Here is a 21,784-nt window from a genome sequence, read left to right on the forward strand (position 1 = left end):
AGCATGCAACTACTCCATGTAATAAACTCCATGAGTCCTCTTTCAGGCGGAACATCCCAGGCTATTCGTAATATCATTCCTAATCTTGAGTCTTTGAATGTAAAGAATGATGTTGTTTGCCTTGATGCCGCAGGACAGGATTATGGAGTAAGAGACAATTTTAATATATATAAAATAGGCAAAGGTAAAACCAGTTACCAGTATAGCCCCGTATTAGTAGACTGGTTTCAAAAGAAATTACAGTACTATGATGTTGTCGTTGTTCATGGTATCTGGCAATATGCAAATTACGGAATGTATAAGGCTATAAAAAAGATAAAAAAATCACAAGCTAAACTGCCTAAAGTAATTATTATGCCTCATGGAATGCTGGATCCGTATTTTCAAAAAGCTGCAGACCGGAAATGGAAAGCATTACGAAATGAAATAGTATGGAGACTGACAGAAAAAAAAGCAATTAATGCTGCCGATGCTGTCTTTTTTACCTGTGAGGAAGAGTTAAATCTGGCGCGTACCACTTTTAGAGGTTATAAGCCAAAATTAGCAATTAACGTAGGAATCGGAATTCCTAATCCTCCTGAAGAGACTGCTGAGATGAGGACCGCATTTAAACAGCTTAGCCCGTCTGTTCCAAATAATTATTGGCTTTTTCTAAGCCGGATACATCCTAAAAAAGGAATAGATCTTTTAATCGCTGCTTACAATAATCTATGCCTGAAAACAAGAAATATTCCCGATTTAGTTATAGCCGGTCCTGCTAATTCAGCGTATGCTGAAGAAATGATTGCAATGGCCAGAGATAACTCTAAAATTCATTTCATAGGAATGTTGTCCGGTAAGGCCAAATGGGGTGCTTTTTACGGTTGTCAGGCTTATTTATTACCCAGTCATCAGGAGAATTTCGGGATTGCAATTGTTGAAGCAATGGCATGTAAAAAACCGGTATTGATAACTAAAAATATTAATATCTGGAAAGAAATTAAAGCAGATAACTGCGGATGGGTTTTAGAAGAATTAACGGTTACAGCTGTAGAACAACAACTTCAGGAAATAGCAGCCTTGCCTGTTGCAAAACTGAAACAAAAAGGTGTTCAGGCCAAGCAGACTTTTGAAGATAAATTTAATGTCCGGAATCAGTCTAAGGTATTTGTTTCAACCTTAAATAATATAATCAAAGCCTAATGCTGAGCAGAGTAAGATTAGATGAATTTGATGCATCAAAAGGACTAAATCGCGGAACAGGAAAATTAAAAGAGATTTTATGGTATGCCGTTAAAGTGCTTTTTTTTCTTAGCCCTGTTCCTTACCCATCCGGTTTTAAACGCAGCTTGTTAATACTTTTTGGAGCAAAAATAGGAAAAGGTGTTATTATCAAACCGCGTGTAAACATACATTTTCCCTGGAAACTTAAGGTAGGCAATCACGTTTGGATTGGGGAAGAAGCATTTTTATTAAACTTCGAATTATTAACTATCGGTGATCATGTTTGTATAAGTCAAAGAACTTTCCTGTGTGGTGGAAATCATGATTACAAAATTCCTTCGATGCCCTATAGAAACGGACCTATTGTTTTAAATAACGGTTGCTGGGTGGGAGCAAATGTTTTTATAGGACCTAATGTCAGTATTGGGACAGATACTATCATATGTGCCGGATCAACGATTACTCAGAGCTTAGCAGAAAATGGGATTTACAAAGGAAATCCGGCAGTATATCTGAAAAACAGATGGTAGGTTTTAAAAAATTATAAGCGGTGGAAGCTCATTAAAAACATCTTGCTTTTTGCAGGAATTCTAAAACAAACAAATGGAAAAATTAATTAAAAGAAACAGTACAATTGATGCGTTTAGAGTGTTTGCAATATTTGGTGTAATTGCTATCCATGTTCAAAGTAATACGGATAGTGCTGAAATGGTAGGACGTTTATTTGCCGGTTTCAGAGTCCCTTATTTTTATATCGTTTCCCTTTTTTATTTAATTATTGGTTTAAAAAAGAGAAAAGATGATGATGTAAATAATATTGTAAACAAAATTTTTTACAGATTAGTAGTCCCTTATCTGGCCTGGACCATCATTTATGTTAGTCTGCGTTTGATTAAAGCCGCTTTTTTTGGAGAACCATCTAATGTAGTGTTCTGGAGAGTATTATTTTATGGAGATGGCGCGGTACAACTTTATTTTATTCCCAATCTGCTTTCGATGCAGGCCATCATTATTTCAATCTATTTATTGCTAAAAGGTAAACTTAAAAATAAGCTTTGGGCAATTGTTATTTTGTCATGTGTAGTTGCTTTTTTGACAATTGGAATTTTGAAAAACTCTTTTGCTATTTCTACGGGATTTATATTTGTTGGTATTCCGTTGTTCATCTCACTTGCATTTTCAGCGACATTTTTTAATGCCAATGAAAGAAACGCTGTAAATATATACATGGGGTCACTCATTATAGTGGTGACAACAATTTTTAATATCATTCCTTTCTCATTTAGCTTTTTCGGGTATAATTATATTTCTCCTTTTATGGCATTTGGAATATTAATATTATGCATTGGTTTATTTGATCAGTTTCGTTTACCCTCAGCATTAACTTCGGCTACTTTTGGAATCTATCTGAGTCATGTGTTGTTTCTGGAGATATTCGAATTTATCATTAGTCAGGGCCACATTATTTTATATTATGATTTAACCGTGAAATTACTGGTAACATTTTTCATCTTTCTTTTTTCATTGACAGGCGTATTTATTATGAGGAAAAGCAGGATTTTAAGGTTTTATTTATTAGGTGAAAAAGCAACTGATAGCCAAAAAGTTACTTCTGATTTGGATTATATTGTTTCCTGTTGCAGAAAAATTCAATATTTAGCAGTGCCTAAAAAAAATCAAAAAAACTAACAAGTTCTCTGTTTGTGAATAATGGTTAGTAAACCAACAAACATTTTCATTACAACTTATTATTACAACTACTCTTCTCTGTTTTTCAATTGAGGAATCCACTTTTTTTTGCTAAAATTTAAAATTAATTATCATGAAAATAACTGTCATAACCGTGTGTTACAATAGGAAAGCTACTATTGAACAAGCCATCAAAAGTGTATTGGAACAAGATTATCATGATATAGAATACATTATTATCGATGGTAATTCTTCAGATGGGACTAAAGAAATTATTGAATCTTACAGAGATAAAATAAGCGTATATCTATCAGAACCAGACAAAGGAATGTATGATGCCATAAATAAAGGAATCAATTTAGCAAGCGGAGAAGTAATCGGGCTGATGCACTCTGACGATGAATTTTATGACTCGAAAACGATTAGTAAAATAGCGGCAGGTTTTGAAAAATACCATTCTGCTGACGGGATTTACGGCAATGGAATTTATGTATCTAATGATACCCAGGAGCGGCTTATAAGAAATAGAATAGGTGGCATTTTTAGCCTAAATAAAATAAAAAGAGGCTGGCTGCCTTTGCATCCCACCGTGTATTTAAAAAAAACGGTAATAGATCGATACGGACTTTATAATCTTGATTTTAAAATAGCTTCGGATACAGAATTTTTACTTCGCTATTTGTATAAATACAAAATAAACATGATGTATGTTGATAACTACATTGTTAAAATGAGAATGGGAGGGATGAGTACAAATGCTAAACGTGCTGTTGAGGTTTTATATGAAGATTATAAAATATACAAGTATCATGGATTAATGGCTTTTCAAACTGTTTTCCTAAAAAAAACCATTGCCTTAAGACAGTATCTGGGCGGATTTATAAACATTTCTTAGAATAAAACGAACTCTTATTTTATTCTGTAGAGCGAACTAAAATCACTACTAAACATTAATAAACATGAAAAAAAGCCACTTACCAATAATTTTATTGTTTTTATTGCTATTACAGTCCTGTACTACAAGAAAACAGACCTTGTATTTACAGAATTTAGATGAATATTCGAATTCAGCAATAAAGTATCCAATGACTCCTATACAGCCTAACGACATTTTAAAAATTGATGTAGGCGATGTGAATCCCTTGGTTGCAGCTCCTTTTAACAGAACTTCAGCAAACAATAACGCAGACAGTTCTGTAGAAATGATGAAACTTAAAGGCTATTTAGTTACACCTGAAGGAACGATTACCATGCCTGTTTTAAACGAAATAAAAGCAGCAGGTATAACACCTTCACAGTTAGAAAACAACATAAAAGATCGTTTAGTAAGCGAAGGTTATCTGGTAAGCCCTACTGTATCTGTACGGGTTCTTAATAATAAATTTACCATTTTGGGAGAGGTAAAATCACCGGGTGTCATCAATTTCAGCGAAGAGTCTGTTAGCCTTCTGGATGCCATTGGGTTAGCGGGAGATCTTACTTATTTTGCTGTTCGAAAAGATGTAAAACTTATCAGGGAATTAGATGGAAAACGTATTGTTTATCACATTGATTTAACCAGTGCTTCCTGGATGTCCGACCCCAACTACCGTATCAGACAAAATGACGTGATAGTCGTATCACCCAATAAAGTTAAAGCAAACAGCGGTGGTTTAATTAAAGACCCGTTACAGCTTTTTAGTGTAGCAGCCTCTTTACTTACAATTTTCTTATTACTGAGATAAATACCTTAAAAATAAGATTCCCAGATTTTAATGCTGAATAGGATTTCACATTATAAAATAAACTGTAAATAATAAATTAAATATTATGGATGTAAAAAAGCAATTTTTAAAATATGTTCAGTACTGGCCCTGGTTTTTGGCAAGCTTTATTTTGTTTACAGCTGCCGCCTACTATTATTTAGGAGCCGTTTCGCCTACTTATGAGACTTCAGCTTTAATCAATATTGATAAAATGAGTGAAAAAGACAGTGAAATAATAAGTACTGATAAAGTGAAAACGGATAAAGAGGAAGATTTAGAAAAAGAGAAAGTGTTCATCACCTCTAATGATTTTTTATCTAAGCTTGTATCTGATTTAAAACTCAATATCAATTATTATGAAAAAGGCTTCATAGACAACAAAGTAATACTTGATATTCCGTTTGTATTTAAGACCCACATTTCGAATGATTCTCTTTCAAAAATAACCTATAATATCAAGGTTACAGAGGATGGATTTTTTGTAAATGAATCAGTGAGTGACGGACTTTCTTTAGTTCGGAATAAAACAGTTTATGATATTTCAGGTGTTCCGTTTTCGATTGAACTGACTTCAAAAGCTAAAAAAAATCTCTCCAATTATCTGGATAAAGAATATGTAGTGACTGTTGAACCTACTGAGTTGGCTGTAAAAAAATTAAAACTCAACTTAGAGATAGCTTCAGATGAAAACTTAAAAACCAACTTAAGTTTAAAACATACCGGAACTAATCCGATGCAGTCCAAAAGAATTCTTAACAAGCTTATCGAATCTCTTGATGAGGATATTTTTGCTGAAAAACAAAAAAAGCTGGGAAAAACTGTGGCATATCTGAATCAGCGAATAGCCGCTTTTACAAAGGAAAAAGATTCTATTGAAAGTATTAAAGAAAGTTACCTGCGTAATAATAACATTTATGTTTTAGACCAGTATATTGCTACTAAAACAAACGAGAAAACTGCCAAAACAGCAAATTCTGCATTGAATGACAGACAAATATCATTGACCACTTTTGCTATTAATGATATTAAAAGAGCAGGAAATTCTCCTCTAGGGACAGATTATAATCTGGATCTTCCCTCATTGAGTCAAATGCTTATCAATTACAATTCAAGTCTTGCAGAGAGTGAATTAATTTTGCAGAGAGCACAAAAAAATAATCCCGCATATCTGAGTTTAGCAGCACAGTTACAGGTTCAGAAACAGTCTATTTTAAGTACATTAGGCGATTATTTAAATCAGCTAAAACAAACCAGAATAGTTAACAGAATAGAACAAAGTAATGCTATTTCCGAAGCAAAAAGTATTCCTACTAAGAACAAAGAATTAGGTAATATTGATAATGATTTAAGTCTGAAAGAAGAAACCTATCTGGCTTTATTACAAAAAAGAGAAGAGGCCGTTTTAAATGGAGCTGTTTTAGATTCTAACTTAAGTGTTCTTGATTTTCCGCAAACCAACTATTCGGCTATTTCTCCAAAGCCAAAGCCTTTCATGCTTGGAACCATTTTATTTAGTCTTTTACTGCCTTTTGGTATTGTATATGTTAAACTTAAAATGGATTCCAGAATTCATACTCAGGAAGATCTTAACGGTCAACTGGCAGACATTCCTTTTCTGGGTAACATTCCCGAAATAGATGCAAATGAAAAACTGGACAATACGGCCACTTCCAGATCAGTAATCGCAGAAGCTACACGAACATTATTTTCCAATATCACTTATTTACTGCCTCATAGTAAAGATCAGCTGGGAAAAGTGCTATTGTTCACTTCATCCATTCAGGGCGAAGGAAAATCTTTTTGCGCTTTTCATAATGCTGTTACAATCAGTAATTTAAATAAAAAAGTACTGCTTATTGGGGCTGATTTGAGAAATCCTCAATTGCATGATTATTATAATGTACAAAAAAGCATTCCCGGACTCTCAGATTTCTTATACAACAGTAGTCAGAGTTGGAAAAATTTCTTAGTAAAAAAATCTGATTTTTCTGAAAATCTGGACGTTTTGTTTTCAGGAGAAATTCCTCCCAATCCGTCTCAATTATTAACTAATTCTAATTTTGAGATTTTACTTCAGGAAGCTAAATCATTCTACGATTTTATTATCATCGATTCGGCTCCTGTACAGATTGTGTCTGATACGCTTAATTTCAGCTATCTGGCTGATGTTACTATATATGTGGCCAAATCTAACTTCTCTGAAAAAAGTAACCTTTTACAATTAAATGATTTTATAAAAAAAGGACAATTAAAAAATGTAGGTGTCATTATTAACGGAATCAGTAAAAAAAGTGCTTACGGCTACAGCTATAATTATAGTTACCAGGAAAAAAAGGTAAAAGCACCATGGTTTAAAAGAAGCATGGCTTTTAATAATTAAAAACATTTAATATGGAAAAAAAAGCGATCCTTTTTACACTGTTGGTAGTGAGTTTGTTAGTTTTTTATTATTCCTGGTTACCGGATCCTAATATGAAATCTGAGGCTTATTTGCCCAAATGGCTTTTGGACTGGAGTAATAGAAATTACAATCTGCGTACCGGTGTTCCGTTTATTCCTTTCGGGTATTTTCTGGCGGCTTATTCACAGATAACGAACTTTAACAAAACAGATTTAAACGCCAATTTTATTTTTATACAAAACCTTGGTGTTGCTGGAATTGTAGCTTTTATTGCCGAAGGAGGGCAATTTTTAATCCAAAGCAGAAATCCTGATTTGATGGATATTTATTTTGCAATTATAGGAAGTTCAGTAGGAGCTTTTACTTATAATTTATTTAACAAAATACGATTTAAAAATGCGAAATAGACACAAATTTACGTTTGTAATTTCCTGTGCCATTGCAGATATGTCGGCAATGATATTTTCAACTTTGATTTTTTTAAAGTTTGCCACAGAAGAAAGCCTGGGTTGGGATACTTTATTTCTGAATAAAATGATTCCAATAACGGTTTTGAGCTGGTTATTTTCAGTATCTTATTTTAAACTGTATAAAATTGATGTTCTTTTTAGTCTGGAACACTTTTTCCGTAACAGCTGGCGTGCTTTTCTGACCCAGCGAATTTTATGGCACATTTACATTTATATTTTTCAGGATGATATCTCTTATTTTTTTGAAAGTAAAGCCAATTTAATTCAGCTGAGTTTTTTATTATTTTACTTTTTATTATCCAGAACGATATTTACCCTGATTATCAGAAAAATTAAAGAATGGGTTTTTAAACGCTTTACCGTTGCCATTTGGGGATTTAATCTTACCAGTATTCAACTGGCTTCCTATTTAGAAACCAATTCCTTTTTTATTCATTTTGTAGGCATACTTAACGAAAATAATCCGGTTACTTATTCTTCTAAGGAAGAGTTTACTCAGGCACTTACTGAAGCTATTGATAACGCTTCTAAAGATAATATCAATGAACTGTACATTGTATGCAAGCCAGATTTTATATCTGATCTGAATAGTTTTTTTGAGCTGGGTGACAAGCATTGTATGCGATTAAAGTTTATTCCTGATTTTTCATCCATTTCAAAAAAACATTTCAGCTCAACGAACTTAAATAATTTTCATGTTATAAAGCCTCGTTATGAACCGCTTCAGGATGCTTATAACCGCCTGGCTAAAAGAATATTTGATATCGTATTTAGTCTGATGGTGATTATTTTCATCTTATCATGGCTGTATCCATTATTAGCTTTTCTTATCAAAAGAGAAAGTAAAGGTCCTGTGTTGTTTAAACAAATGCGGACAGGGAAAAAGAATGAACCTTTTTGGTGTTACAAATTCAGGAGTATGTATACCGATATGGGAGATGAAGCGCAACAGGCTAAAAGAGGCGATTCCCGAATCACTCCTATAGGAAGATTTATTCGTCGCACCAGTTTAGATGAAATGCCTCAGTTTTTTAATGTATTGATGGGTAAAATGAGTGTCGTAGGACCCCGGCCCCATATGATTAAACATACTACAGATTATAATAGTCATATTAATAATTTCATGGTTCGCCATTTTGTAAAACCCGGAATCACAGGGTTGGCGCAGGTTACCGGTCTTAGAGGAGAAACTAAAAAAGTATCTGATATGAAACGACGTGTCAATACAGACATCGATTATGTACAACGATGGAGTATTATTACTGATATTAAAATATGCATTTTAACGGTTGTTGTAACGTTAAAAGGTGATGAAAACGCTTTTTAAACTTAAAACTTAAAATTATGAACACTACTTATTTTTTCATTGGTTTACTTACAGGAGTTTCTGTAAGTGCCTTTTTTATTGGTAAAGAATTGTACAAATACTACACAAAATATACAATTCAAAAAAAACAACTGGACAGGATTTTAAAATTGAATGACAGAATTAAAAAATTCAAAGTTGCATAAAAGGCTATTGCAATTATGGTACCCGTTTCAATTTTAATTTGTCTCTGCCACATTCAATATCAGCTGCTTCAGAAAAAAAATAAGTTTAAAATCCTTTACACCTAACATTCATTAGGCTACTTAAAACTAAACTAAATATGGAAAGTAATAAAACATTAGGTGAGTTTATCATAGAAAATCAACAGGAATTCAAGTATTCTTCCGGAGAACTGTCCCGACTTTTTAACTCCATAAAATTAGCTGCAAAAGTTGTTAGTCATAAAGTTAATAAAGCTGGTTTAGTAGATATTGTAGGAGGTGTAGGAGGTAAAAATATTCAGGGGGAAGACCAGCAAAAATTAGATGTGTATGCAAATGATATTTTTATTGAAACATTAATTAACCGACAGATTGTTTGTGGTATTACTTCTGAAGAAAATGATGATTTTATAAGCGTTCAGGGAAGTGATAACAGTAACACGAATAAATATATCCTGCTAATGGATCCTTTAGACGGTTCCTCTAATATTGATGTAAATGTTTCTGTAGGGACGATTTTTTCTGTTTACAGAAGGATATCTGAGATAGGAACTCCGGTAGTATTAGAAGATTTTCTGCAGCCTGGTATCAATCAGGTTGCAGCAGGATATGTTATTTACGGAACTTCGACAATGCTTGTTTACACTACAGGTCATGGCGTTAACGGATTTACGCTGAATCCCGCCATTGGAACCTTTTACCTTTCTCATCCTAAAATTAAATTCCCTGAAAAAAGCACTATATATTCTGTAAACGACGGAAATTATACTCATTTCCCCGAAGGAATTAAGGATTTTATCAGGTATTGCAGGCAAGAAGGAGAAGACAGGCCATATACTTCAAGATATATAGGAAGTCTGGTTTCAGACATGCACAGAAACATGCTTAAAGGTGGTGTTTATTTGTATCCCAATACCAGATCCAATAACGGCAAACTGCGGCTTTTATATGAATGCAATCCTATGGCGTTTATAACTGAACAAGCCGGAGGCAAAGCATCTGACGGAAAGTCCAGAATAATGGAGATAGAACCTCAAAGTTTACATCAAAGGGTACCCTTTTATAGCGGAAGTATCAAGATGGTGGAAAAAGTTGAAGAATTTATAGCTAAATCTAAACTTCATAAAGTTTGATTTATTAAAAACTATTGCGTCTGACTAATGGACTAAATTATTAACCAATACTGTAGCTTATGAAAAAACTATTACCCGAAGCGAATACAATTGAATTGGATTTGCTTTCCAACGAAATTGAAAGCGTAATACAAACAACAAATACTCAATTAGAAATCTGGACCGATTGTTTAATTGGAGGTGATGATGCAAATAAAGCAAACAACCTCTCTTATTCCATTAAATTTGATGGTAAATTGGTGGTAGAAGCTTTAGAATATGCCTTAGATACTTTAGTTCAGCGACATGAATCGTTGAGAGCTACTTTTAGTTCTGATGGAATAGGTATGAATATTTACAAGAATCTAAAAATAGAAATAGCTCATGCAGATATTTCTTATTTTACTGAAAATGATAAAGAAACTGCAAAGTCAGATATCATTTCAGATGAAGTAAATACTCTTTTTGATCTTGTAAAAGGTCCTTTATTCAAACTGAAATTAGTTAAAATTGACGAATTAGAAAATATGCTGGTTTTGACCTATCATCATATCATTGGCGACGGTTTAAGTATTAAAATCATGCTGGAAGAACTCAGCATTCTTTACTCGGCATTCATTGAAAAAACAATTCCCAAACTCACTGCTCCGGAACGGTTTAGTGCTTATGCACGAATAGTAAATTCGTTAGCTCAGGATAAGGATTATAAGCAAACAGAAGATTTTTGGTTAAATACCTATAAAGATTCTGTTCCTCAAGTCGAATTACCTCTGGATTATACCAGACCCGCTTTAAGGACTTATAACAGTAAACGTTTTGATTATTCTGTTGATATAAAACTGATTAATTCTTTAAAACAATTGGGAAACAGTGCCGGCTGCAGCCTGGCGACTACTTTTCTTATCGCTTTTGAAGTTTTTCTTTGTAAACATACCGGTCAAAAAGATTTAATAATTGGCTTTCCCGTTTCAGGAAACAGGAGGTATGATATGAAAAATTTGATAGGAGATTGTGCAAATCTGCTTCCTGTGCGTAGTCAGGTAGACGGTAACGTGAGCTTTTTACAATACTTAAAACAGCGGTATCCTCAGATAATAAAAGCTTACATAAACAACCAGCATAGTTTTGGACATTTACTTCAAAAACTTTCAATTGCCCGCGACTCTTCAAGAATTCCTATGATACCGGTTACATTAACGGTTGATTTAATCAGGGATATGGAAACAGAGTTTTCATTTATAGGGCTGAATTATGAGTTTGAAATTAACCCTGCTGCTTACTCCTCATTTGAAATTAATCTGCATGCCTGCATGTCTGACAATAAACCTACACTGCAATGTTCTTATAATACTTCATTATTTAAAAAAGAAACAATAAACAAAATGATGGTGTCATTTGAAAAAATATTAACCAAATTAGTATCCAGTCACGAAAGTCCAATAAATGATCTTTTAAAAGAAGATTATTTGGAAGATTATAAAGTACTGAATGATACCGAAGCTCCCTATCCTTACGTTTCATTATCTGAATTGTTAAGTCAGCAGGCGGAAATTTCACCTGATAATATAGCCATTGAATTTAATAAAACGGCAATAACTTATAAGGATTTACATATAAAAGTAAATCAGTTTGCGCATTTTTTAGTGGCACATGGTGTACAATCCGGAGATTATATAGCCGTTTCCTATCCGAGAAGCCCTGAATTAGTATATGCTATTTTAGCCATTATTCAATGTGGAGCGGCCTATTTACCTTTAGATCATGAATATCCAATTAAACGTGTGGAGTACATGATGGAGGATTCTGAAGCTAAATTTTTGCTGACCAGTGAAGTTTTGTCATTATCACTGCCCAAATGTTCTAATACAATTTTGATTGATGATGCGATGCAATCCTTACATCAATATCCGTCAACAAAACTGGAAACTAGTGTTGACCCTGAAAATATTTTATATCTTCTGTATACTTCGGGATCAACAGGAAAGCCAAAAGGTGCTAAGATATCGAACAGAAATGTAGTAAACCTGTTTTTTTCTTTACAAATTGAGCCTGGGATAAAAGAAACAGACCGACTTCCTTTTATTTCTACTATTTCTTTTGATATTGCAAGTTTTGAATTGTTTTTCCCTTTGTTTAAAGGAGCTACTCTGGTTATTCCGGAACACGAAACGGCAAGTGATGGCAGGTTATTCCATGAAATGCTGGACAAAGAAAAAATTTCACTTGTTGTTGCTACGCCTACTACTTATCAAATGCTTTTAGATGCGGGATGGACAAAAAAATTACCTTTAAAAATATTATGCTGTGGAGAACCTCTGCCTCATAAACTGGCGCAGGAACTGATAAAAAGAAGTGATGAATTGTGGACATTATATGGTCCTACCGAAGTAACTATTTTTTCATCGTGCAAGCATATAAAAAATGAAGAAACGATAATTTCTGTGGGGGCTCCAATTGCTAATATGCAATATTATATTGTAGATGAACAAGGAAAACTGTTACCGCCTAATACTATTGGAGAGATAGCTATCGGAGGAGACGGAGTAGGAAAGGGATATTTAGGAAAACCGGAATTAACTGCGGCAAAGTATATTCCTAATGTTTTTTCAGATAAAAAAGATGCTGTCATGTATCTTTCGGGAGATTTAGGCAAATTGCTGCCCAGCAATGAAGTAATGTGTCTGGGACGTATTGATCATCAGGTTAAAGTACGCGGACACCGTATTGAAATTGGCGAAATAGAACATGTCCTGATGGCTATTAAAGGAATTAAATCAGCCATTGTGCTAGCGAAAGAAGATATTCTTGTTGCTTTTATTGTACCGGAATATAAAATTTTAAAAGAAACAGAGGAAATCAGGTCATGGAGAAACGAATTATCTTCACAATTACCCGGTTTTATGGTACCGCATGTTTTTCATATTCTGGACAAAATGCCCAGAACGCTTAATGACAAAGTGGATCGTAAAGGCTTATTAGAATATAAATCAGATGCGGAGATCAATGAAAATTATACAGCACCACGTACTGATGAAGAAAAAATGGTAGCCGAAATTTGGCAGGAAAGTTTAAAAAAAGAGCGTATCGATATTTTTAGTAATTTTTTTGAAATGGGAGGCCACTCCATCATGGCTGTAAATGTAATGGTCGAAATAGAAAAAAAGACCGGTATACGGATTCCTCTTTCTGCTTTGTTCCAACATTCGACTGTTGAAAAATTTGCTAAACTGATAAACTTAGAAAGTCAGATTTCCTCAGATTATCTGGTGCCTCTAAAACCAAACGGAACCAAAACACCATTGTTTATAGTGCATGGCTCCGGACTTAATATTTTAAATTTTGCACATGTTATTAACCATTTTGATGAGGATCAGCCGGTGTATGGCTTTCAGGGAGTAAGTTCTAATGGATATAATAATTGGTTTGAATCCATTGAGGATATGGCGTCCAGATATATAGAATCAATTATGGAAGTCAATCCTAAAGGTCCTTATGCTATTGCCGGATTTTCGTTTGGAGGTATTGTAGCTTTTGAAATTGCCCGTCAGCTTAAAAATCAGGGTAAAACAGTCAGTCTTATTGCTGCATTAGACACATATGTAGATTCTTCCTATTATTATGCTTCTCCTGTACAAAAAAAGATGATCAGGTATTATGACCGTACTTACAGGCGTCTGGATTATTTAAAGCAAATGCTGACCAGCTGGGAAGCTTTAAAAGTGCGTGTCAATACTAAAAAAACATATTTGCAAAAAAAATATTTAGGACTAAAAGATAATATGACTCAACAAGAGCAATTAGCCCTTGAACATTTTATTGAAGCCGATAAAATGGTTGACAAAATTGTAAATCGCTATCATCTGATTCCTCAGTCTTTTGAAGTAGATTTATTTAGAGCAAAAGACGATGAAAATTATAAATTAGATCCCAATCATTTAGGATGGAAAAAAGCTGCATTAAGTGGTGTGAAAATTCATAATATTACAGGAAATCATCTGGGTATTACGGCACCTCCAAATGATAAAGTTCTGGCAAGAATGCTGCAACAGATTTTAGATGAAAAACACACAAACTGCTAAACTGCTCATTTCTTTTTTAAAGATAAAAAAGCTTGCCTTAATTCCTGAAAAGTTTTATTTAGATGAAAATGCTATTCACATTTATTCCATTTATCTGCCTGATTTTACAGATTTAAAATCTGATTTGGCTGAATACCTGAATTCAAAGGAACTGTACAGACCTAATAATTTATATTTAGAATCAGATTATAAATTCATTGTTTACAGATCAATATTAAAAATTATTCTTGCCGCTTATACTAAATCAGATGCAAAAAAAATGGAGTTTGATTATCATTTGTACAAAAAACCATATCTGGCATCGACTCCATGGCTGCATTTTAATATTTCCCATTCTGAAGACTATGTAGTGATTGCAGTTTCTCGAAGAAATCTCGGAATTGATATTGAGTACATATCGCAGGACTTTCCCTTTACAAATCTTATTTCGGAAATTTTTGAAGATAAGGAAGTAACAGCAATTCATAATTCTAAGGATAAGAAAAAAATGTTTTACAGCTATTGGACAAGAAAAGAAGCCCTTGTAAAAGGGTTGGGAACAGGAATCAATGATAATTTTAAATATATTCCGTGTTCTGATGGTGAGCATATTATTAATGCAGAAATAGCAAGTACCACTACTAACTGGCACATATGTAATTTTAATATTTCTGATCATTACATGGGAGCAATAGCTTGTGAATTTTCTGCGTCATTTTCTAAAGATGTAGTTATTTATACTGTACCAAATGATATGAATCTTTTACGGAAAATGATCAATAATTAAAGCTTGGTCTGAATGACTGCAGGAATCTGTTGACTCTGAATTAAAAAATCTCCATAACGGAGATTTTTTTGTTTTTATACAATATTCTTTTTCTGAAATGGTTTTAATGTATTGTTACATAGTTTTTTATATTTTTATATAGAGAAAAAAGGATAAAGAAAATCGCATAAGTTTTTATAACTTTCTGAGAAACAATTTAATTTATAAAAGTATGACTGATATTGCCCGTCGTTTTCCTGAAAATCCGCTGCTAAAGCCAAAAGATTTGCAATCCGATAACAGGAAGCTGCAAATCATTAGTCTTTTAAATCCCGGTGTTTTTGAGTATATGAATAAGGTTTGGCTGCTGGTACGTGTAGCTGAAGGAATAATACAAAAAGAAGGAATGGTGTCTTTTCCTGTTTTAACGTTACAGGGAAAAACAGAAATTACTGAGATTCCGTTTAATGATCCTGATTTAGTTGCGACTGATCCCCGGGTAATTCAGTATAAAGAAGTGGATTATCTCACCACACTTTCGCATTTACGATTACTTTACAGTGATGATGGAATCCATTTCAGGAACCTGCCGATAATGCTGTATTGACAGGTTTAGGTCTGCTGGAGCGATATGGAATAGAAGATTGCAGAGTAAGTAAAATAAAAGAAACTTACTATTTAACTTATACGGCAGTTTCTGAAAATGGAGTGGGAGTAGGATTGCGTACTACGACAGACTGGAAAAATTTTGATAACAAAGGAATGATTTTACCTCCGCATAATAAGGACTGTGCTATTTTTGAAGAATTGATCGATGACAAATTCTATGCACTGCATCGTCCTTCAAGTCCGCAAATTGGGGGCAATTATATCTGGCTTGCTGAATCTTTGGACGGGATTCACTGGGGCAATCATAAATGTATTTTGAAAACCCGCAACAAAATGTGGGACAGTGCAAGGGTAGGAGCCGGTGCAGCTCCAATTAAAACAGAACAGGGCTGGCTCGAAATTTATCATGGTGCAAATGCCGAAAATCAATACTGTCTGGGAGCTTTTCTGATGGATCTTAGTGATCCTTCAAAAGTTATTGCGCGAACAACTGATCCCATAATGGTTCCCACGCAGGAATATGAACTTCAGGGTTTTTTTGGTCAGGTAGTTTTTACCAATGGTCATATTGTAAACGGGGATATTCTTACCATTTATTATGGTGCCGCCGATGAATTTGTTTGCGGGGCTCATTTTTCTATTGCCCAAATCCTGTCGGTATTGCATTTTGATGAAACTTAAATAGTACATTATATTTTTCGCTTTACTCTTCTGAAAGTTAAATTAATCCGTGGCAATACCTCTCTGGATGTTTTAGGAACATGATGCTGCCAGAAACTGTTAGTAGTTCCTGCCATAAGCAGGAAAGTACCATGATGTAACGGAATTTCAAGCGGTGCAATATCTTTTCGAAATTTATGGCGCAATTTGAACATTCTTGTTTCTCCAAAAGTGACCGAAGCAATAACAGGGTTGGGACCTGAATTAGCTTCTTTATCACTATGCCAGGCAACACTGTCATTGCCGTTTCTGTATAAATTTAGCAACACGCTATTAAAATCAAGGGCAGTTTCTTTTTCTACCTTTTTTCTGATTGTTAAAAGTTCTGGTGTCCAGTCCGGATCATTTTCATTAGAAGCTGTATTTTCTTTGTCTTCGTACCAGGCAATCATTCTGGGAGCTTTGACTGTTTTATCAAAAATTTCCATTTCGTATTCTCTCCATGTTGTTTCATGAAGTAATAGATTATAATAACGGTCTGATTCTTCTTTAGAGAAAAAATTATCAATCAGAATCAATTCTGTATCCGGTAAATCATAAACAATTTTACCACGCTGTCCTGAGAAGAATAAATCAGTATCATTAAAAAGTTTCATTATAAGTAAATTTATTTTTTAGTTAAAAACAAAATTAATACAGATTGTAACAAAAATCATTATATTTGATGTTACAAATTATAACAATTTCACGATGTCTTTATTTTCAGATAATATCAGAGCGCTTCGAACAAAAGATAAAATTTCTCAGGAAAAAATCGCACAGAGTTTACAAATTACCAGAGGCAGGTATGTTAAATATGAAGACGGGACTTCCGAACCTCCGTATAATATTTTAAAGAAAATAGCCCATTATTTTCATCTCAGTATTGATTTATTACTTTCTGTAGATGTGCGTAAAATTGATATTCAGGATTTATTAAAACTGGAAAACAACCGACTGATTTTACCTATCCAAGTAGATCAGGCAGGTGAAAATTTCATCGAAGTAGTAACACAAAAAGTAAAAGCAGGTTATCTAAACGGATATGCAGACCCGGAATATATTGAGAATTTACAGCAAATTTCGCTTCCTTTTTTAGGTCCTGGCAAACACCGTGGTTTTCCTATTGAAGGGGATTCAATGCCGCCTCATGAAGACGGAAGTATTGTTATAGGACGTTATGTCGAAAATTTAGGGGAAGTGCAGGACGGGAAAACCTATATTCTGATTACAAAAAGTGAAGGAATGGTATACAAACGTTTGAATAAAAATAAAAAAAATGCTTTGGTTTTAGAATCTGATAATAACTTTTATCCTAATTACGAAGTAAAAGTATCTGATATTTTAGAAATTTGGGAATACACCTGTAACATTGGCAGAAGCGATAAAAAATATGAAACAAATGATATAGAAAGCCTTAAATCGATGATTTTAGAACTGAAAAAAGACATTCATACGATTAAAAGTACAACATAATATTGTAAGCTTCCCGTATAATCCTGTAAGTTAATTTAGAGTGTTTTTTTTGATCTTGTAAAGGATTAATTAAGGCTTATAAATAACCTAAATTTAAAGAATATGAGAGCGATTTGGACGGGTTCGATTAGTTTTGGTCTGATTAATATTCCTATTAAGATATTTTCAGCTGTACAGGAAAGCAGTCTGGATATGGATATGCTGGATAAGAAAGACCATGCCAATATAAAATTCAAACGCGTCAATGAAAATACAGGAAAAGAAGTGGCGTATTCTAATATTGTAAAAGGCTATAAATTAGAAGACAACTATATAATATTAGAAGATGAGGATTTTGAAGCTGCTGATGCCGTAAAATCTAAAACGATAGACATTCAGAGTTTTGCTTTCGAAAAAGAAATAGAAAGTATTTATTATGAACAGCCTTATTATTTAGAACCTGATAAAGGTGCAATGAAAGCTTACGGATTATTACGCGATGCCTTAGCCAAGTCAGGAAAAGTAGGTGTGACCAGTTTTGTGTTACGCAATAAAGAGAGCTTGGCCATATTAAAACCTTACAAGAATGTTATTTTGTTAAACAGAATCCGTTTTGCTCAGGAAATAAGAGAAACATCGGAGTTGAAGGTACCTGCTGTTTCTAAACGAAAAACTAAAGAAATGGACATGGCTACCAAGTTAATAGATCAGCTCACGGAAGAATTTGATATTAGCAATTTTAAAGATGAATATACCGCCAAGCTTTTAAAAATAATAAAAAATAAAGCCAAAGGCAAAAAACAAAAGCCATCAAAATTAAAAGTGGTGCATAAGCAAAGTGATGATTTAATGAGTATGCTTAAAGCAAGTCTGGAAAATAAAAAATCATCTTAGTCTTTTTTTCTGTTTTCCAATAATGTCAAAATCTTTTTAATATTTATTCCTTTTCCAAGAACCGGACGCCATAAATCTCCTTTTTTCTCTAATCGTTTCAAGATATTTTTGATTGTAAATTGAGACGGATGGAGTTTAGCATCGACCTCCTTCCATTCCAGTGGTGTAGATATCCATGCTCCTTTTACCGGGCGTACAGAATATGGCGCTGCCAGTGTCTGTCCTCTGCGGTTTTGAAGATAATCTATGTAGATTTTATGATTTCTTTTTTTGATAGTTCTTTCTAAAGAAGTGATATCCGGAAGCTGTTTATGAATTTCTATTGCTAAAAGTTCGGCTAATATTTTAATCTGCTCATAATCATATTTCGCTCCTAACGGAATATATACATGCAATCCGGTAGCACCTGAGGTTTTACAATAACAATCAGATTCGAGTCCGTCCATTACTTCTTTAACAGCTAGTGCCGTTTTCACAACTTCTTCAAATTTATGTTGAGCCGGATCAATATCAATAACCAGCCAGTCCGGATTTTCTGGTTTTTTTATAGTTGAATTCCACGGATTAATGTCAATACAGCCTAAGTTGGCCATGTATAACAACGTTTGTTTATTATTACAAATGAGATAATCCAGGTGTTTATCATTCGATTCTGAATATACTTTTTCTGTTTTTAACCAGGACGGAATTTTATCTGTATCTACATCCTTCTGATAAAATCCGGAGGCATTAATTCCGTTTGGAAAACGATTCATGGATTGCGGACGATTTTTTAGGTAAGGCAGAATAAAATTGGCCACTTCATTATAATACTGCACAATATCGCCTTTAGTAATACCGTCTTCAGGAAAATATATTTTATGCTGATTGGTTAAATGCAATTTTATTTTACCAATTTTTAAATCATAATCCTTTTTTGTTTCAGCTGCTTCCTCCGCTTTATTCATCTTCTTTTTATCAGTTGTTACGGTTTTACTTTTGGTAGATAAAAGTACTTCTGAAGCATTTTTATCCGTTCTTAATCCCAGATAAACAGGATGTCTTAAATGCAAATCATCAGTCCATTCGGTAAATTTCACCTGACATACCAGTTTGGGTTCTACCCATTGAATGCTATCGCGCAGCGCTATATTTTCAGTGATTACAGCTTCAGTGGTAAAATAAGGCTGTAATGTTTCATACAATTCTTTCAGAGTTGCATCGCTAAAACCGGTACCGCATTTCCCGATAAATTGTAATTTTTTGCCTTTGTATTGTCCCAAAAGCAAAGCACCAAAATTTTTTCTGGACTTTTTAGGTTCTGTTAGTCCAATAATAATCGCTTCTTCCTGCTGTACAATTTTTATTTTCAGCCAGTCATTACTTCTTTTGCCTGACAGATAAATACTGTCTGCTTTTTTTGCTATAATGCCTTCAATTTTATTTTTAATTGCTCTTTCAAATTCTTTAATTCCGTTACCTGCGGTGTGTTCGGAATAAAAAACATGGGATAGTTTATGCTTATCGAGTAGTATTTTAAGCAATTCTTTCCGCTCCAGTAAATTTAGTTTTAAGGTGCTGTTTCCGTCCAGATTCAGGATATCAAATACATAGTATTTTAAATTTCCTGTACCTGTTTTAAGGTAATTTTGCAGCAGCTGAAAACTTGCCTTTCCTTCATTATTCTCCACTACCACTTCGCCATCTAAAACAACGGTATGCTCTATTTTTTTTAACTCAGGAATAAGAGTTTCAAAATTTTCATTAAAAGAAAGTTGATTTCTGCTCCATAAATTTATTTCATCAGAATTGATAACCGCAATAGTTCTGTAGCCGTCATATTTATTTTCGAATACCCAATCTTCATCATCAAAAGGCTTTTCGGTACTGGCGGCTAACATGGGTTTTATAAAAACCGCAGCTTTCGATTTTACCGCAGCTTTTGAAGGTTTCTTTTTTTCGGGAGCTGCAGTTGAGGTTTTCTCTGCTTTTTTTTCTAAGTCTTCTAAAGTTTTTTTAGAAATCACGGACTTATTTTTTAGTAAAATATCAGTCTCAGAAGCATATTTGTCGTTCTTTTTGATTAACAGCCAGGCGTTTTCCTGTTTCCCTTTGAGTTTTACTAAAGAGAATTCTCCTTTTAACTTTTTACCTTTTAAAATAAAGCTTAAACGTCCCTTCTTTAAATTTTCTTTTAATGTTTTTTCAGGTGATGTAGTGTTATCAGCAGCAGTATAGGTTCCGTTATCCCATACTATAACATTTCCTGCTCCGTAATTTCCCGCCGGAATATTACCTTCGAAATCTTTATAACTGTACGGATGATCTTCAACCATCATGGCCAGACGCTTTATTTCCGGATTCATCGAAGGACCTTTGGGTACCGCCCAACTCACTAATACACCATTTAATTCCAATCGGAAATCATAATGTAAATGAGAAGCTGCATGCTTTTGTACTACAAACAGCAGCTCATTTTCAGACTGATCTATTTTTCTTTTTGGTTCTTTTGTTTGTTTAAAATCACGTTTTTGATTGTATTTATCTAATGACATGCTTTAACTTTTTTGAATTTAGAAAAGAGTGTAAACAGCGAATGCAGAAAGTCCAAAAATGACATGCACAAAAAAGAGTTGCAGATAATATCCTTTGAAATCAATTTTAGGATTATAATCACTGATTTTAAAAATAATTACCCAGCTTAAAATCCCTATTATTCCGCTAATTGCTCCCAAAATAAAGGCAGCAATCCAGGTTTCATTTATGATTTCATTTTCCCAAAGTAAATAATAACCAAAAACAAATAAAAAACCAATTGCATAATGAATAATCCAGCCCAGTACATTTTTAGTTTTTGCAGATAATGAAATGGCTAAGGCAGTAAGACAATAGCTCAGTAAAACGGGCTCTTTATATAATTCTCTGAAACTTTCTGAAATGATATAACTAAAAAGGGTCATCACAGATGTTGCAACCAGCGAAGAAATTAAAATTTGTATAAAAGTTTCAATAATCATAATCTGTTGTATAACAATGTGATGAAACAAATTTAAGAGAATGAATAACTGCTTTTTTATATAATTAAAAGTTTTAATTGTATAATTATAATTTTCAATAATCTGAACAGTTTCAGGCGTACCGGTTAAAAAAATGTGAGAGGGATTTAATGATGTG

19 protein-coding genes are annotated in these 21,784 nt (G+C 33.6%); 16 read left to right on the forward strand and 3 right to left on the reverse strand.

The window, feature by feature from the left end; all coding sequences use genetic code 11:
• Window positions 1-3 precede the first annotated feature (3 nt).
• The 14 genes from ACSV4D_RS16675 to ACSV4D_RS16740 all read left to right on the forward strand — a co-directional run bounded on the left by ACSV4D_RS16675 (window position 4) and on the right by ACSV4D_RS16740 (window position 16,264).
• A complete protein-coding gene (locus ACSV4D_RS16675; RefSeq protein WP_439229160.1) occupies window positions 4-1,182 on the forward strand; it encodes a glycosyltransferase in 1,179 nt (392 codons plus the stop codon).
• Window positions 1,182-1,733, forward strand: a complete 552-nt coding sequence (locus ACSV4D_RS16680; RefSeq protein ID WP_439229161.1) for a WcaF family extracellular polysaccharide biosynthesis acetyltransferase — start codon at window positions 1,182-1,184, stop codon at window positions 1,731-1,733. Before ACSV4D_RS16675 ends, ACSV4D_RS16680 begins: the two co-directional genes overlap by 1 nt.
• Window positions 1,734-1,806: 73 nt before the next feature.
• On the forward strand, window positions 1,807-2,892 hold the full coding sequence (locus tag ACSV4D_RS16685) for an acyltransferase family protein (protein WP_439229162.1): 1,086 nt from the start codon (window positions 1,807-1,809) through the stop codon (window positions 2,890-2,892).
• Window positions 2,893-3,025: 133 nt separating this feature from the next.
• The gene (locus tag ACSV4D_RS16690; protein ID WP_439229163.1) at window positions 3,026-3,787 is read left to right on the forward strand and encodes a glycosyltransferase family 2 protein; all 762 of its coding nucleotides are present in this window, start codon (window positions 3,026-3,028) and stop codon (window positions 3,785-3,787) included.
• Between the two features lie 64 nt (window positions 3,788-3,851).
• Window positions 3,852-4,616 (forward strand): polysaccharide biosynthesis/export family protein, encoded by a 765-nt coding sequence (locus tag ACSV4D_RS16695; protein ID WP_408082231.1) that lies wholly within the window; start codon window positions 3,852-3,854, stop codon window positions 4,614-4,616.
• An 85-nt stretch (window positions 4,617-4,701) separates the two neighbouring features.
• Complete coding sequence (locus ACSV4D_RS16700) at window positions 4,702-7,017, forward strand: GumC family protein (protein WP_439229164.1); 2,316 nt, start codon at window positions 4,702-4,704, stop codon at window positions 7,015-7,017.
• Between the two features lie 11 nt (window positions 7,018-7,028).
• Window positions 7,029-7,445: a hypothetical protein gene (locus ACSV4D_RS16705; protein WP_408082229.1), complete on the forward strand. Its 417-nt coding sequence runs from the start codon at window positions 7,029-7,031 to the stop codon at window positions 7,443-7,445.
• Window positions 7,435-8,835: an exopolysaccharide biosynthesis polyprenyl glycosylphosphotransferase gene (locus ACSV4D_RS16710; protein WP_408082228.1), complete on the forward strand. Its 1,401-nt coding sequence runs from the start codon at window positions 7,435-7,437 to the stop codon at window positions 8,833-8,835. The genes ACSV4D_RS16705 and ACSV4D_RS16710 overlap by 11 nt, the downstream gene beginning before the upstream one ends.
• Before the next feature lie 17 nt (window positions 8,836-8,852).
• Window positions 8,853-9,020 (forward strand): hypothetical protein, encoded by a 168-nt coding sequence (locus tag ACSV4D_RS16715; protein WP_408082227.1) that lies wholly within the window; start codon window positions 8,853-8,855, stop codon window positions 9,018-9,020.
• Window positions 9,021-9,157: 137 nt separating this feature from the next.
• Window positions 9,158-10,171, forward strand: coding sequence for a class 1 fructose-bisphosphatase (gene fbp, locus ACSV4D_RS16720; RefSeq protein WP_408082226.1), 1,014 nt, complete (start codon window positions 9,158-9,160; stop codon window positions 10,169-10,171).
• Between the two features lie 59 nt (window positions 10,172-10,230).
• Window positions 10,231-14,229, forward strand: coding sequence for a non-ribosomal peptide synthetase (locus ACSV4D_RS16725; protein ID WP_439229165.1), 3,999 nt, complete (start codon window positions 10,231-10,233; stop codon window positions 14,227-14,229).
• The gene (locus ACSV4D_RS16730) at window positions 14,207-14,995 is read left to right on the forward strand and encodes a 4'-phosphopantetheinyl transferase family protein (RefSeq protein WP_439229166.1); all 789 of its coding nucleotides are present in this window, start codon (window positions 14,207-14,209) and stop codon (window positions 14,993-14,995) included. The genes ACSV4D_RS16725 and ACSV4D_RS16730 overlap by 23 nt, the downstream gene beginning before the upstream one ends.
• 211 nt (window positions 14,996-15,206) lie before the next feature.
• Window positions 15,207-15,581, forward strand: a complete 375-nt coding sequence (locus ACSV4D_RS16735) for a hypothetical protein (RefSeq protein WP_439229167.1) — start codon at window positions 15,207-15,209, stop codon at window positions 15,579-15,581.
• The gene (locus ACSV4D_RS16740; RefSeq protein ID WP_439229168.1) at window positions 15,578-16,264 is read left to right on the forward strand and encodes a glycoside hydrolase family 130 protein; all 687 of its coding nucleotides are present in this window, start codon (window positions 15,578-15,580) and stop codon (window positions 16,262-16,264) included. The genes ACSV4D_RS16735 and ACSV4D_RS16740 overlap by 4 nt, the downstream gene beginning before the upstream one ends.
• 8 nt (window positions 16,265-16,272) lie before the next feature.
• Here ACSV4D_RS16740 and ACSV4D_RS16745 read toward each other — a convergent pair whose 3' ends face one another.
• Window positions 16,273-16,899 (reverse strand): alpha-ketoglutarate-dependent dioxygenase AlkB family protein, encoded by a 627-nt coding sequence (locus ACSV4D_RS16745; RefSeq protein WP_408082222.1) that lies wholly within the window; start codon window positions 16,897-16,899, stop codon window positions 16,273-16,275.
• 94 nt (window positions 16,900-16,993) lie between these two features.
• On the opposite strand from ACSV4D_RS16745, the gene ACSV4D_RS16750 reads away from it, so the two are divergent.
• Both ACSV4D_RS16750 and ACSV4D_RS16755 read left to right on the forward strand, forming a co-directional pair.
• Complete coding sequence (locus tag ACSV4D_RS16750) at window positions 16,994-17,758, forward strand: XRE family transcriptional regulator (RefSeq protein WP_408082221.1); 765 nt, start codon at window positions 16,994-16,996, stop codon at window positions 17,756-17,758.
• A gap of 102 nt (window positions 17,759-17,860) precedes the next feature.
• Entirely contained in the window at window positions 17,861-18,631 is a 771-nt protein-coding gene (locus ACSV4D_RS16755; RefSeq protein WP_408082220.1) for a non-homologous end joining protein Ku, read from the forward strand.
• Here ACSV4D_RS16755 and ligD read toward each other — a convergent pair.
• Together ligD and ACSV4D_RS16765 are read right to left on the reverse strand one after the other, a co-directional pair.
• Complete coding sequence (gene ligD / locus ACSV4D_RS16760) at window positions 18,628-21,165, reverse strand: DNA ligase D (protein ID WP_439229169.1); 2,538 nt, start codon at window positions 21,163-21,165, stop codon at window positions 18,628-18,630. The two genes, ACSV4D_RS16755 and ligD, sit on opposite strands and share 4 nt — an antisense overlap.
• 18 nt (window positions 21,166-21,183) lie before the next feature.
• Complete coding sequence (locus tag ACSV4D_RS16765; protein ID WP_439229170.1) at window positions 21,184-21,627, reverse strand: hypothetical protein; 444 nt, start codon at window positions 21,625-21,627, stop codon at window positions 21,184-21,186.
• Window positions 21,628-21,784 lie beyond the last annotated feature (157 nt).

This window comes from Flavobacterium sp. ARAG 55.4, assembly GCF_051846875.1.
In the GTDB taxonomy this organism is placed as follows: domain Bacteria; phylum Bacteroidota; class Bacteroidia; order Flavobacteriales; family Flavobacteriaceae; genus Flavobacterium; species Flavobacterium plantiphilum.